The 14,156-nt window shown below is 44.3% G+C and carries 12 protein-coding genes and 1 pseudogene; 4 read left to right on the top strand and 9 right to left on the bottom strand.

What is annotated here, in order from left to right; all coding sequences use genetic code 11:
- Window positions 1-72: 72 nt before the first annotated feature.
- Window positions 73-1,353: an S-layer homology domain-containing protein gene (locus V7201_RS21550; protein ID WP_335378809.1), complete on the bottom strand. Its 1,281-nt coding sequence runs from the start codon at window positions 1,351-1,353 to the stop codon at window positions 73-75.
- A gap of 301 nt (window positions 1,354-1,654) precedes the next feature.
- Here V7201_RS21550 and V7201_RS21545 point away from each other — a divergent pair.
- Window positions 1,655-2,587: pseudogene (locus V7201_RS21545) on the top strand (LCP family glycopolymer transferase).
- Window positions 2,588-2,963: 376 nt separating this feature from the next.
- Here the strand turns inward: V7201_RS21545 and V7201_RS21535 are convergent.
- Entirely contained in the window at window positions 2,964-4,175 is a 1,212-nt protein-coding gene (locus tag V7201_RS21535; protein WP_335378806.1) for a hypothetical protein, read from the bottom strand.
- A gap of 150 nt (window positions 4,176-4,325) precedes the next feature.
- Here V7201_RS21535 and V7201_RS21530 point away from each other — a divergent pair, with 150 nt between their 5' ends.
- The 3 genes from V7201_RS21530 (at window position 4,326) to V7201_RS21520 (ending at window position 5,996) form a co-directional block, all read left to right on the top strand.
- Window positions 4,326-5,015: a glycosyltransferase family 2 protein gene (locus V7201_RS21530; protein ID WP_335378805.1), complete on the top strand. Its 690-nt coding sequence runs from the start codon at window positions 4,326-4,328 to the stop codon at window positions 5,013-5,015.
- A gap of 62 nt (window positions 5,016-5,077) precedes the next feature.
- Complete coding sequence (locus V7201_RS21525; RefSeq protein WP_335378804.1) at window positions 5,078-5,644, top strand: DUF2304 domain-containing protein; 567 nt, start codon at window positions 5,078-5,080, stop codon at window positions 5,642-5,644.
- Window positions 5,631-5,996: an EamA family transporter gene (locus tag V7201_RS21520; RefSeq protein ID WP_335378803.1), complete on the top strand. Its 366-nt coding sequence runs from the start codon at window positions 5,631-5,633 to the stop codon at window positions 5,994-5,996. The genes V7201_RS21525 and V7201_RS21520 overlap by 14 nt, the downstream gene beginning before the upstream one ends.
- 108 nt (window positions 5,997-6,104) lie before the next feature.
- Here the strand turns inward: V7201_RS21520 and V7201_RS21515 are convergent, their stop codons facing one another.
- The 7 genes from V7201_RS21515 to V7201_RS21485 form a co-directional block, all read right to left on the bottom strand.
- Window positions 6,105-7,757 carry a glycerol-3-phosphate dehydrogenase/oxidase gene (locus V7201_RS21515; RefSeq protein WP_335378802.1) on the bottom strand — a complete coding sequence of 551 codons (1,653 nt, stop codon included), beginning with the start codon at window positions 7,755-7,757 and terminating at the stop codon, window positions 6,105-6,107.
- 155 nt (window positions 7,758-7,912) lie between these two features.
- Window positions 7,913-9,403, bottom strand: coding sequence for a glycerol kinase GlpK (gene glpK / locus V7201_RS21510; protein WP_335378801.1), 1,491 nt, complete (start codon window positions 9,401-9,403; stop codon window positions 7,913-7,915).
- A gap of 172 nt (window positions 9,404-9,575) precedes the next feature.
- A complete protein-coding gene (locus V7201_RS21505) occupies window positions 9,576-10,418 on the bottom strand; it encodes an MIP/aquaporin family protein (protein WP_335378800.1) in 843 nt (280 codons plus the stop codon).
- Between the two features lie 231 nt (window positions 10,419-10,649).
- Complete coding sequence (locus V7201_RS21500) at window positions 10,650-11,195, bottom strand: glycerol-3-phosphate responsive antiterminator (protein ID WP_335378810.1); 546 nt, start codon at window positions 11,193-11,195, stop codon at window positions 10,650-10,652.
- Window positions 11,196-11,370: 175 nt separating this feature from the next.
- Entirely contained in the window at window positions 11,371-12,549 is a 1,179-nt protein-coding gene (locus V7201_RS21495) for a toxic anion resistance protein (protein ID WP_335378799.1), read from the bottom strand.
- Entirely contained in the window at window positions 12,546-13,208 is a 663-nt protein-coding gene (locus tag V7201_RS21490) for a 5-bromo-4-chloroindolyl phosphate hydrolysis family protein (protein WP_335378798.1), read from the bottom strand. Before V7201_RS21490 ends, V7201_RS21495 begins: the two co-directional genes overlap by 4 nt.
- A 232-nt stretch (window positions 13,209-13,440) precedes the next feature.
- Window positions 13,441-13,989, bottom strand: coding sequence for a transposase (locus tag V7201_RS21485; protein WP_335378797.1), 549 nt, complete (start codon window positions 13,987-13,989; stop codon window positions 13,441-13,443).
- Window positions 13,990-14,156: the final 167 nt, after the last annotated feature.

Genomic DNA, 14,156 nt, shown 5'->3' with positions numbered 1-14,156 from the left:
CGCATTAAACCCCTGGGGGACTGACCCCCAGGGGTTTAATGCGTTAATGCGGGAGTGGAACCCACCGCCTAATTATTTTACTGTTACGTTCAGTGTTAGGGTTGTTGTGTTTTTTGCTGCGTCTGTGAATGGTGCTTTTAGGACGTAGCTGCCTGCTGGGATGTTGTCATAAACTGCGTCGTTTACCAGTTCCCAGCTTCCTTTATTGTATTTCAATGTTCCCCATGTTTTGCCTTCGCCAGCTTTTGCTGCTTCCACTGTTGTTGAGTCCAATGTAACGATCACATCAGTTGTTGGAGTGCTGTATTTATCGACAACAGACATTTTCATGCCGTCAAGGTTGGCAACACCATTTGTACCAGCTAGTTCAACGTTTGCTGTTGTTTTACCTGCGAAGTCGAATGCTACTGGAGTTGTAGTTCCTGCTAGAGTGATAGAGCCTTTGCCAGCTACTGGCGCAGCAAAATCAACAGCCAATTCTAAATCATCAATCCATAAAGTACCTTCCTTGCCTTCCAGGCTTGGAGAGATATCAAATGTAACTGTCTTGCGGTCTGCAGAAAGCTCTGCGTTCAACAAGCCAGGAATGGTCATAGAGCCGTCCTTCGCTTCAAAGCCGATCATTAAGCCTTCAGCGATATCCTGTGCAGTATATTCCTCTGGAGCTGCTTCTTCAATTGTCACTTTAAGAGTGTTAGCGTCTACGATTTCAGCAGATTCTGCATAAGGCATATACATATTCTCATCCATGAATGTGAATGTTCTATAAAGGAGGTTGGCGAAATCACCGCGAGTGATGTTCAGGTTTGTTCCGAAAGAATCCTTTGTCTTGCCATAAGTAATCTCAGTGCCGTAAAGTGCTTCAATATATGGTCCAAATGCTCCCACTGCATCCTTGAATGTAGTTTCTGTAGCATAATCCTCAAGCTCGAAGCCCAAAACAAGGATTTTTGCCATAGCACCGCGAGTCAACGGAAGGTTAGGTGCAAATTTGTCCTTGCTCACACCTGAGATGATACCCGCTTCAGCCAAAGCATTTACAGAACCTTCGATACGCGGGATCAAATCTGTGAATCCTGCATCAGGAGCCTCTTCAGTATCAAGGCCAAGAGCGTTCGCCATGATGACAGCTGCATCTCCGCGAGTCAGGTTAAGGTTTGTTCCGAACGTTGTATCGGATTTTCCGTTAACAATTCCCCACTCATATAAAGTACCTACAGCCTCATCATAGTTCTTGCTTACATCAGTGAATGGGTGAAGGGATTCAGCAGAAGCTGCTGGAGCAACAATAGAAACGACTACTGCAGCAGATGTTCCCGCTGCAAGGAATTTTTTAAAAGAGTGATTTGCCAAGGTAATTCCTCCTGGAATAAGATTAATAATTTAGTAGTTTTACAAGAAATATCCTATCTTGCTAAAAAGATTTTAACAAATTTAATCTTATTGTAATACATGTAAATTTTCCCTAATATATAGGGAATATAATGGAATAAACATCGGGAATATGGCCTCTCCCACAACCTCAAAATTCCAAATAATAGTCGGATTTACACGAGCCGTTTGACTATATATATATGCTCATTTCAACAGGCTTTAAAAAACAAGTTCAAGTTAAGGATAGTATAGGTGAAATTCAATTGGAGGCTTCAAGTATATGACCCGCATTGCCGCAGGAAAAAAAAAGAAATGGACCCGAATATTAATTGTATTCTTCCTTTTCGTTATTTCTGCAATCGGGATATACAGCTATTCCATTTATAAATCATTGAACGAGACCGTTACCACGATGCAGGAATCTATCAGCCGTGAAAAGTCGAAAAAACGGGTAAAGCCAATCACGCTTGAAAAAAAAGAACCCTTTTCTGTGCTGATGATTGGAGTAGACGAGCGTGAAGGTGACAAAGGGCGTTCCGATACGATGATCGTGCTTACAGTGAACCCTAACATAAATTCGGTAAAAATACTGAGTATTCCAAGGGATACAAGGACAGAGATCGTCGGTAAAGATAAGCTGGATAAAATTAACCATGCTTATGCCTTTGGCGGTGTCGAAATGTCGATGAATACAGTGGAAAATTTTCTCGATATCCCGCTCGATTATTATTTGCAGATTAATATGGAAAGTTTTCGCGACATAGTCGATGCAGTTGGCGGTGTTACAGTTAATAATGACCTTAGCTTCAAATATGGCGGTTATGATTTCCCTGAAGAGCAAATAGAACTACATGGAGAAAAGGCCCTGGCTTTTTCAAGAATGAGATATGAAGATCCAAGAGGCGGTTTTGGCCGTCAGTACAGACAGAGGTAAATCATCAGAGCTGTCATTCGAGAGGGAGCAAGCTTGTCTTCACTGGGCAACTATGAAGAGATTCTGGCCGCTCTCGGAGGCAATATTAAAACAAACTTAACGTTTGGAGAAATGTATAATATCCAGTTTAAATATAAGGAAGCTGGCAAAAAGATAGACGAGATCGAGTTAAAGGGTACGGGCAGTAAGATGGATGGAATTTATTATTATCAAGTGGATGAGTCTGAAAAACAACGTGTTCAAAAAGAATTGAAAACCCATTTGGAGATTCAGGAGTAGAAATTTGAGGTTTTTTTAAAAAAACCTTTAGGAATATATCCTTAATTAATTTCCTTGCTTTACCGGTTTAACGCCCAAAATTATCCTAATGACGGTATTTTATTACTAATAAAATGGTGACAATAGCGAGAACTGTGATTTTTTAGCAGTTAATGTTTTATTTTACCATAATGAAATACCCTTATAAAAGCAAGTTAGCCAGCGTAAACTATAGTAGATTTTGGTTGAATAGCCACTTTGGGCTTCCCCCCTTCTTCTGGTAAAAGACGGGGGTTTTTTTATGTCTTTTTCTTGCAGGGTCGAGCATCATGGTACTTGACCATCTTCCCACAAAATAAAAAAGGACAAGCTCAGCGCTTGCCCCCTTCCTCAATATCTAATCTTCCACCTGTTTTTTGCGAATAACCCCACTAACGAGCTGTGCAGCCAGGAAAGCCGCGAATGGCAGGTACACCGGAATGATTGGTGTGCGGTAACGCTGCCCTCCAACCAGCAGACCTGCTGAAGTCAAAGCAGCGAATCCGAGAATGTACAGCAAAATGAAAAGCAGCAGAATTCGATTTTCCTTCATTTTCAAAAAAGCCAGCAATAATCCAGCGATACTCAAAATGATGGTGATCCAGTCAATCAGGAAAATCCCTTTGAAAAATAAGAAGAACTTGATTATGACCCTTTTGGCGGTTTCAATCGGTGAACCAAAAATATATCCAAAAGCTTCTTCCTTTAAAATCGCGCTTTTTTCAGAAAGCGGCACATCTTTTAACTCATAAAAGATCGGCTCGACGTAATCCGGCAGCATATTCGAGTTATAAAAGCCGATATCGGATTCAGGGTTATTGGCAATATAGAGATTCATGCCGCTATAGTTTTCGAGAGTGACAAACTCACCGTGCAGCAGCTGGTTGTGCCAGCCGTTTATCATCAGGAGAACGACCGGAATAAGGAAAGCTGCCATCGAGCTGAGTTTCTGCACTTTTTTTATAATAAAAAAGAGTGCAAACAGCAGGACAACCGGGAACATGAACAATAGATGCGGCCTGAATAACAGGCTTAAGGTCATCACGAATAACAGCAGGTAAAATGGCTTTTGCTTATTTTCCGACGTGATCCAGTTGATACTGATGTGCAATACAACGAGTAAAAAAGTGATAAAGATTGTTTCGGTCAGTAAATATTGCGGTCCGTTCAATAGGAGGACCGGTTGAATTCCATATAAAACTCCTGTCAGGATAGCTGCAAGCTTTGACCTGAACACCTTGCCGGCCAAAAAGCTGATGTACACACCGTTCAAGGCGAACAAAATATATTGAACGACGATAAACGGAGTCGGGCTGTTAAACAGCAGGACAAATGGCGCCAAGATCAGGGAAAATAGCGGTGGCACAATGATGTCCTCTTCCCTCACCGTGTTGATCAGGCCTTTGCCATTGACCAAATTTTCAGCAAGGTTGTAATAGAGTTTGCCGTCCGGAGTGACAACCATTGCAGGCTGCGGACCAGCTTTTATATAAAAGAGGAGACAAGCTTCGATGAATAGAAACAGCAGCAAGTAGTGGACGGGCCCTACTTTTTCAAAAATACGCTTCAATGGATGTACCTTCCTTTATCTGTCTTATTTCAAAATAAGGATACACTAAAAAGGGAAACTGCAAAAGTCCCATTCCATCAGAATTCCCTTCGCTTATCCTGTGTGCATTTGTTATACTTTGTATCGTAGTACAAACAAAGGAGCCTTGCAATGCATAATAAAGTGCTGATCATCATTCCTGCTTATAATGAAGAAGAAGCCATTTACCATACAGTAACAAACCTGATTGACTCCTGTGACTATGATTACCTCGTGGTGAATGATGGGTCAAAGGATCGGACGGCTATGATCTTGAAGGAGAACCAGTTTAACCATGTCACCCTGCCGGTCAATCTCGGCATTGGCGGCGCGATGCAAACCGGATACAAATATGCGCAGCGCCATGGCTATGACTATGCAATCCAGCTTGACGCAGACGGCCAGCATAACCCTCGTGATTTACGCAATCTTGTAGAGGAAATTGAGCGTTCCGGTTACGATATGGTGATTGGGTCACGCTTTGTGGAGAAAACCGCTTATAAAGGAAGCCTAATGCGGAGGCTTGGCATTTTTTATTTTTATTACATGATCCGCTTTTTGGCGGGGATTAAAGTGATGGACCCGACATCAGGCTATCGAGTGGTGAACCGCCGCATCATTGAGGAATTCGCCCTTTATTATCCGATTGATTATCCTGAGGTAGAGGTTTTAGTGAAGCTTGCCCATAAGGGATATAAGGTGAAGGAAATGAAGGTCGAGATGAACGCCCGACAAGGTGGACAATCCTCGATCACACCAATAAAATCGCTTTACTATATGATGAAGGTTACGTTCTTTTCTATTATACGTTCGGTTTTTTAGGACCCGATTTCAACCTTTAATGCTTCTGTTTGAATATACGATCCGTTTTCTAGGAGGATTTCATGAACACTGTTCAACTTATTGCCATCATCGTTGCCGTATTTTTCCTGCTGCAGGTGATCTGGCTAACGTCACAACATAAGCTGCATGACCAGCAAGCCTTCATGTGGATGCTGTTCGCGATTGGGGCTTTGTTCGTCGCCTTCGGCCTGCCTTATTTAAATCGTTTGGCCGTCGCCATTGGCGTGAGTTATATGCCATCGTTAATCTTTTTGATTGGTTTTTTCGTCGTCCTGTCGCTATTGATGTACCATACAATGGTTTTTTCCCGTCAGCAAAGTAAATTGATTAACCTTGTTCAGGAGGTTGCCTATCTTTCGAAGGAGCTGGAGGATTTGAAGAATTCTCAGGCGGGGGTTGAGTTTGGTAATGTTCTTGGTAGTGAGGATTTGCGCTCTGAGGCTGCGGGGAATAAGCGTATTCGCGTATCTGTTGAGGAATTGAACAATGGACATTCTGCTGAGGGTATGAGAAATCGCCAGGCTGCAGAGGGCGAGGACCTAAAATCCGGGCTTACTGCAACAACTAATAAAGATATGAGCGGAGAACGACAAAATGAGCATTCTTAACTTTTTTCTGATCTTTTTAAATACACTGATCCTGGTCGGCGGGCAATTTTTGTGGAAGTTCGGACTGATGGGGCGTACAGACAGCTATCAGTCTGTTGGCGGAGTCGTTAAGCTGTTCCTCTCCCCTTACATCGTGAGCGGTCTGTTCATGTATGGGCTGGCAACCGTGCTGTGGCTGTTCATCCTGACACGAGTGCCGCTCAGCGTCGCCTATCCGATCCAGTCACTCGCATACATCTTCGCCGTCTTCGGCGCCTACTTCGTCTTCCATGAACCCCTCACCATGCCAAAAATCATCGGCGTCCTGCTGATTATGGCAGGCGTATCATTGATTGGGATACAAGGAAGCTAAGTTCGCTTTATCACTTTAAAGCATTGGGGGTCAGACCCCCGGTGCTTTAACGCATTAACGCCCTGGGGGTCTGACCCCCAGGGCGTTAGTGTGTTAAAGTGTTCTTGTTTATTGGATTGGGTTGGTTGCTGCTTTAATTTCTATTTCCAGGGCTGCTTCTTGTTTTTGTTTTTCTTCGTCTGTCCAGTTGAATCGGTCGGCCATATAGCGGCTGACTGCTTCTTTTGTCTTTAGTACTGTGTTGATGTTAAAGAGCAGATCTCCTGTTCTTCTGAAATAGAAATCTACTAGTGTGGCGATCATTTCGTGTTCGATTCCATATACCAGCTTAGCAAAGGTTACGGCAGGCAGCCTGTATTGTTCTGCACTGTTTTTCTGTCTGTTAACGAGCTCAAACACAACAGGTGAATTGGATCCATAGAACCTTGCCAAGTGTGTCGCATCCTCTTTTGCAAGGCCAGCATTTACTCCCTGCTCTGCTGCTGCCGCAACAAACTGCGAAAACTTCTCTGATCCGCCAAAATCTCCTCCGGAAATCGGCAGGTGCTTTGTCTTTGATGCCCCGTAATCTTTATTTTCCTCTGACCTGAACTTATCCGCCACAACGTCTACAATCGTTTCGGCCATTTTCCGGTAACCTGTCAGTTTTCCTCCCGCGATGGTGATCAAGCCTGAGTCAGATTCCCAAATCTCATCCTTCCTTGATATCTCAGATGGGTTCTTCCCTTCTTCATGAATCAATGGCCTAATCCCCGCCCAGCTGGACTCGACATCCTTTTGAGCTGCTTTTACCTCAGGGAACATGTAGTTAATTGCGTTGATCAAGTAATCCATATCCGCCTGGGTCATCCTCGGTGTTGCTTTTTCATCATTGTAAAAAGTGTCCGTCGTGCCAACGTACGTTTTCCCATTACGCGGGATGGCAAAGATCATCCTTTTATCCGGCGTGTCAAAGTAAACCGCCTGCTTTAAAGGGAATCGCGACTGGTCGATGACGATATGCACACCCTTCGATAAAATCAGCATTTTCCCTTTTTTGGAACCGTCTTTTTCCCGTAAAATATCCACCCATGGACCTGTGGCGTTAATGATTTTTTTCGCAAGGATTTTATATTGTTCACCAGTCAGCTGGTCTTTTACCAGGACGCCAACGACTCGGCCATCTTCATAAATCAGGTCTTCAACCTTTGAATAGTTTAAAGCTGTTGCTCCCTTTTCCACCGCCGCTTTCATGACTTCGATGGTCAGACGAGCATCATCTGTACGATACTCTACGTAATAGCCGCCGCCTTTAAGGCCAGCTTTTTTTATCAATGGCTCTTTCGAAAGGGTTTCTTCCTTCGAAAGCATGCTGCGGCGCTCGCTCTTTTTTACACCTGCCAAAAAGTCATAAACCTTCAGTCCGATTGACGTGGAGAAGCTGCCGAATGTTCCGCCCTGATGCAAAGGGAGCAGCATCCATTCAGGTGTCGTCACATGTGGTCCGTTTTCGTAGACGATCGCTCTTTCCTTGCCTACCTCGGCGACAACCTTTACATCCAGCTGCTTCAGATAGCGCAAACCGCCATGAACTAGCTTGGTTGATCTGCTGGAAGTTCCTGCAGCAAAATCCTGCATTTCCACAAGGGCAGTGCTGATTCCCCTGGTCGTTGCGTCAAGCGCAATCCCTGCTCCGGTAATTCCGCCGCCGATCACCAGCAAATCATATTTCTTTTCCTTTAAATTGGAGAGTATATCTGTACGTTTTACATTCGTAAACATTGTTATTTCCTCCTTTAGACAGAAAAAGAGACCGCGAAAAACATCACCCATTTCATGGTAATGCTTCGCGGTCTCTCCAGTTCTCCTGCCGATTTATTAACTTGTTATTAGTATATCAAATTTTTAGTAAAAAAGATATTGTGATGCTGTGAAATTTATTTGAATGCCATTGCCGCTTTAACCGCTTTTTTCCAGCCGCCGTATAGCTGATCACGGTCTTCATCAGACATTTTCGGATCAAATGATTGATCGATCGCCCATTGTTTCGCGATTTCTTCCTGGCTTTCCCAATAACCAACTGCCAGGCCTGCAAGGTATGCAGCGCCCAATGCCGTCGTTTCGTTGACAACCGGACGTTCTACTGGAACATTCAAGATATCACTCTGGAAGTTCATCAGGAAGTTATTTTTAACCGCACCGCCATCCACTCGAAGCGTCTTAAGCTCAATGCCGGAGTCAGCTTCCATCGCTGACAGCACGTCCTTCGTCTGGTAGGCAAGTGACTCAAGGGTCGCGCGGACGAAATGTTCCTTATTTGTGCCGCGGGTAAGACCGAATACCGCTCCCCTTACATCGCTGTCCCAATACGGAGTTCCGAGGCCTACGAAAGCAGGTACTACATACACACCATCAGTGGACTCGACCTTTGAGGCATAATCCTCGCTGTCCTTCGCATTTTTCAGCATTCTTAAACCATCACGCAGCCATTGGATGGCCGAACCTGCCACGAATATGCTGCCTTCAAGCGCATACTCCACTTTCCCATTCAGGCCCCATGCAAGGGTCGTTAACAGGCCATGCTCAGAACGAACTGCTTTTTCACCTGTATTCATCAGCATGAAGCAGCCTGTTCCGTAAGTATTTTTCGCCATGCCTTTCTCAAAGCATGCCTGGCCGAACAATGCCGCCTGCTGGTCACCCGCGGCTCCGGCAATCGGAACCTCCTGGCCGTAAAAATGGTAAGCGACTGTCTCGGCGTAGACTTCTGAAGAAGGTTTTACCTCCGGAAGCATGGATGCAGGAACTCCAAGGATATCCAGCAGTTCCTCATCCCACTTAAGGTCGTAAATATTGAACATGAGCGTACGCGAAGCATTGCTATAGTCCGTAACGTGGGCACGGCCGCCGGAAAGCTTCCAGATGAGCCAAGTATCGATCGTGCCGAACAGCAACTTGCCCCCCTCGGCTTTCTGTCTCGCGCCGTCTACATTGTCAAGGATCCATTTTACCTTCGTGCCGGAGAAGTAGGCATCAATCAGCAAGCCCGTTTTTTCTCTGAAAAGATCGTTGTAGCCTTTTTCTTTCAGTTCATCACAAATTCCGCTTGTCTGCCTGGATTGCCAAACAATTGCGTTATATACAGGGACTCCCGTTTCCTTGTCCCACACTACAGTCGTTTCACGCTGGTTTGTTATCCCTATTCCCGCTATTTGCTCAGGTTTAACATTAGACTCTGATAAAACACTCGCAATGACAGCAAGGATCGAACCCCAGATTTCATTTGCGTTATGTTCCACCCAGCCTGGTTTCGGAAAGTGCTGCGTAAATTCCTTCTGAGCAACATGGACAATTTCCCCAGCCTTATTAAAAAGAATCGCCCTCGAACTAGTCGTTCCCTGATCCAGAGACAAAATATACTTTTCCATTAGTAGTTCCTCCCCTTTGTAAATAAATTCACTTAACTTAACCCCATCACACTAAAGCGTTACCGCGCCGGGGGTCAGACCCCCGGCGCTTTAAAGCATTAATATCCTGGGGGTCAGACCCCCGGTGCGGTGGTGCGTCACACTGCTGAAGTGCGGGCTGTTTTCTGATGCTTTATCTGTTATATGGTTTTAATTTGCCTATTTTAGAAGAATCCATTTCGCCTTCTTGCTTTTTCCCTACTGTATAAGCTAATGCTAGACTTAATGCAACTATACCAGTTACGACCCAAAAAGTCGTAGTAAGTTCGCCTGCGAAAAATGCCTGATAGAACACGGCTCCCATTGCGCCTCCTAAAAGTGGGCCGACAACCGGAATCCATGAGTAGCCCCAGTTGGAGCCTCCCTTGCCTGGGATTGGCAGAATAAAGTGTGCAATTCTTGGCCCAAGGTCACGCGCCGGGTTGATGGCATACCCCGTTGTCCCTCCAAGCGACATACCGATGGCAACGATTAATAGGCCAACTGCAATTGGATTCAACCCTTCTGTAAATTTGTTCGCTCCAATGAATAATAATCCTAATACTAGAATAAAAGTTCCGAAAACTTCACTAAATAAATTTGAAAATGTATGCGGAATGGCAGGTCCTGTTGCAAAAACCCCTAATTTTGCTCCCGGGTCTGATGTTTCCTTCCAGTGCGGCAAATAATGAAAGAATACGAGTGACGCACCGATGATGGCTCCAATCAACTGAGCTAGCATATAGCCTGGTACATCTGCCCATGGAAACGATCCATTGATTGCAAGTGCAAGTGTAACAGCCGGGTTCAAATGCGCTCCGCTGATAGAACCTACGGCAAAAACGCCCATAGTGACCGCGAGTCCCCATGCAATGGTAATGACAATCCATCCTGCATTGTTCGAATAAGATTTTTTGAGCGTTGATCCCGCTCCAATTCCGGCACCAAAGACAATTAGAATCATCGTCCCGATGACTTCTCCCATGAAAGCTGACATAGATCATTCCCCTTTCCTGCTGCTTTATTTTGTTCGATAGATGGCAGGCGTGACAGATAAAACAAAAAAGGGAGACCCACAACAGTACACACCAAATAAATTGGCGTATCTGTGTGAATCTCCCATTCTCCGTCACGTCTATTAACTTGTAGTTGAGTATACTAGAGGATGAAAACGCTGTCAACATGCTTACTTTTAATATTTTATTTTTGATGTAAAATGGTTAAAAAGTCAGGCAAAGTGGTGCCATATTTCTTTTTGCGACGTGGTCACTGCGACTGCACCAGCTTCTAACGCATTTTCCACATCTTGAACGGTCCTTATTAGACCACCAGCAAACAAAGGGATATTCACTCGTTCGTTGACCTCTGAAATTAGTTCGGGTATCAATCCTGGGAGTACTTCAATATAGTCAGGCTGCGTTTTTCCCAGAAGCTTATAGCTTTTTTCAAGAGCATGCGAATCTAGCAAGAACACCCTTTGTACAGCGATGACCCCTTTTTGCTTCGCCTTTAAAATCACGTTGGATTTTGTTGATATCAAACCATATGGCTTGTATTCCTGACAAATAAATTCTGTAGAGTAATCATCGGCTTTCAATCCATGAATCATATCCATGTGATACAGCATCTTCTTCCCATGAGCCTCCGCCATGGCATTCACATTTTTCAGCTGCGCTATATGCATTTCAAGAAATACCCCTATTTCGAAAGGGCTTTTCAAAAATCGCTCAAAGTCCTTCATGTTAGAAGAAGCCGGCAGAATCCTTTGATCCATCATTCTCATCCTTTTTGTTTAATAATGTTTCAATGATAGGGTGAAACGGATTAGAAAAGCAAGAGGGTGAATAAATAGAAAAAAGGGGATGGTTTCCTTCTAGAGACCATTCCCTTTACCACTTTAAAGCGCCGGGGGTCTGACCCCCGGCGCTTCACCGCATCAACGCACTTCTTTAGTTCCCTTTTATTTCGAGCAGCTTGACTCTTAATTCATTTTCCATTACTGCAAGGTCTTGCTCGGCCATGCGGCGTTTTGTACGGCCTTCTTCCTGGATTCTCAGTGTTTCTTCTAGTGTGGAGATCAGGTTTTCCTGGGTCTTTTTCAATGTTTCGATATCGACCAGTCCACGCTCGTTTTCTTTGGCTGTTTCAATTGTGTTGGTTTTTAGCATTTCTGCGTTTTTCAGCAGCAGGTCATTGGTTGTCTTTGAAACCTGCTTTTGTGCTTCAACGGCATGGCGCTGCCTGATCAATGTCAAAGCAATCGCAACCTGGTTTTTCCAAAGTGGAATCGCCGTTACGATTGATGATTGGATCTTTTCGACGAGCGCTTGGTTCGTGTTCTGGATCAGCCTGATTTGCGGTGCGCTTTGAATGGTAATTTCACGGCTTAATTTCAAATCGTGCAGCCTTTTATCAAGTCGGTCGGCGAACTGGATCATGTCATTGACTTCCTGGAACTTCATCTGGTCATTCGTTTCCGCTGCAGCCTTTTTCAGCGCAGGAATCGTTTTTTCATGAAGCTCTTCCAGCTTGATTTCCCCTGCTGCGATATAGATATTCAACGCATGGAAATATTCTTTGTTCGTTTCATACAATTTTTCCAGCATGCCAATGTCTGAAAGCAACACATTCTTGCTGCGGTCAAGCTTTACACTGATTCGGTCAATCTGTGCACCGGTCTTCTGATACTTGGACAAGACTTCCTGGATGGTACCGCTCATTTTCCCGAACATCCGTGACAGTAAGTTTGGCTTTTCAGCACGCAATTCATCAGGGCTCACCTGGTTCAGGTGCTTCATCAGGTCGCTGATAATATCGCCAATCTCGCCTACATCCTTTTTCTGGACATGTTCAAGCATTGCGTGCGAAAACGTCAGCAATTTCCCCTGTGCCTGTGTTCCGTACATAATCATCGCCTGGTGGTTCTTCGGGTCAATCTGCTCCGCCAGCTGATAAGCCTTCGCCCGATTTTCCTCAGGAATCACATCGACAAGTTTTACCGGCTTGCTTTCCTGCTCAGGGCTTACTGCTTTCATAGCAAGATCTCCCTGCTCGCCAAACGGGTTCGCAAGAATATCGTCCATAATATTTCCGCTGTTTTTTAACAAATCGAGGTCTTTCTCATTCATTTCTTCGTCCTCCATTTTCCTTCAAGGTATTTCGTTTCTTTTACCGAATTCAGCCTATGCTTGGCGACATCTATTTCAAAATTCAAATGGTCATAATCATCCGACAGGACATGGTAGAGGTCTTTTTCGACAACGCCTGCCATATCGATCAAAGTGCGCTGAGTGTCTTCGAGTGTATACTGCATTTCACGATTCACCTTGGATTGTGAGGTTAGAAAAGCATACTTCTCGGTAAGTTCAAGGACAGAATCCAGATGTGAAAAATAAAACGTCTCCGCCTGGTAAAATCGCTTCGGTTCCCTTTTGGTCAGGTTATAAATATTCCGGACCATCCGGATCAGTTCCATTCGCTGCTTCAGCGACCGGATATGGCGAATCGAAAACTGGACCTTTTGCAGGCGTTTGATCTTCGTTTTTGCCTCATCAAGATTTTTCTTTATATATTTATATTCCCTTCTCGTCAGGCCATGTTTTTTCAAAAATTTGGTCTTCATATAGCTGCCGAGACCGAAATATACTAGCCCTCCGGCTGCGATTGCAATCAGGGAAGCCACCCCGAATGTCTGATCAAATCCAGTATAGGTGAGGAGCCAAACGAACATCGTCGCCGGGATGGCTGCCAAGGTACGGACAAAAAATGAAAGAATCGGGTTCATCATCAAAACACTCCTTCATGGAATCCTTCCTATGTATACGATTGACACACGGTCAACGTTTCACTTTATTCCATACTTCCATATTACCCATAAAAACTCCTGCTTTTAACGGACTGGGAATGTAAAGGTTTCTAAGACCTGAGACTGATTTTTTTATAAAAAACCACCCCATTGCCAAAAATTGAATGGGGTGGTTAGTGAAAGAATGATGGTGACGGACGTTAATGTAAACAACTCACTTTATAAGGGCTATTTCGTTTTCTATTATTCTCCTGTAATGATCTTTTTTAGGTTCAGGGAAATAGGAAAGGATTCTTTCGGTTGAGATATAGGGATTTATGGAATCAGACGCATACGCGGAATAACTGCTCCATTTGTAACGAGCCGGATCCTGAACGATATCCCCTTCTACCGGATTCAAGTGGATATATCTGCTGGCGTTAAGAAAATATTCTGGCGAGTCGACCATTGCTGATTTATAGCGCCCCTGGAAGACATGTCCGACCAAGTTGTGACGGTAATTAAAATAGATTCCATAACGGGAGTTCAGCATTTTCATAATTTCCTGCGGGTGGTGGTTGATGGTTTCTAACAGAAGATGAAGGTGGTTTGTCATCAGACAATAGGCGTGGAGAGTGAATGGGAAGTATGTACGGGTCTCTTCAAGCAGATCCATGTACTTGAGTCGGTCTTTGTCATCCATGAATATGGACATTTGCCGATTTCCCCGATCAGTGATGTGATAGACCGCGCCTGGATACCAATTACGTGGTTTACGAGACATTGATTACAGCTCCTTTGTATTCGATTCAGCCTTACTAGAGGATTACTACACCCAGCCTCCTTTCTTTATATGTCAGATTCATTATATCATCAAAAAAGATAAGACCAATAGCTGCCAATCCCTCTGTCTGCAAAATCCCACCCACCCTAAATCTGTTCACCCAAACA

Origin of the sequence: Bacillus sp. JJ1122, from assembly GCF_036964885.1 — a bacterium.
In the GTDB taxonomy this organism is placed as follows: Bacteria; Bacillota; Bacilli; order Bacillales; family Cytobacillaceae; genus Mesobacillus.
This window is presented reverse-complemented; position numbering and strand designations above follow the sequence as displayed.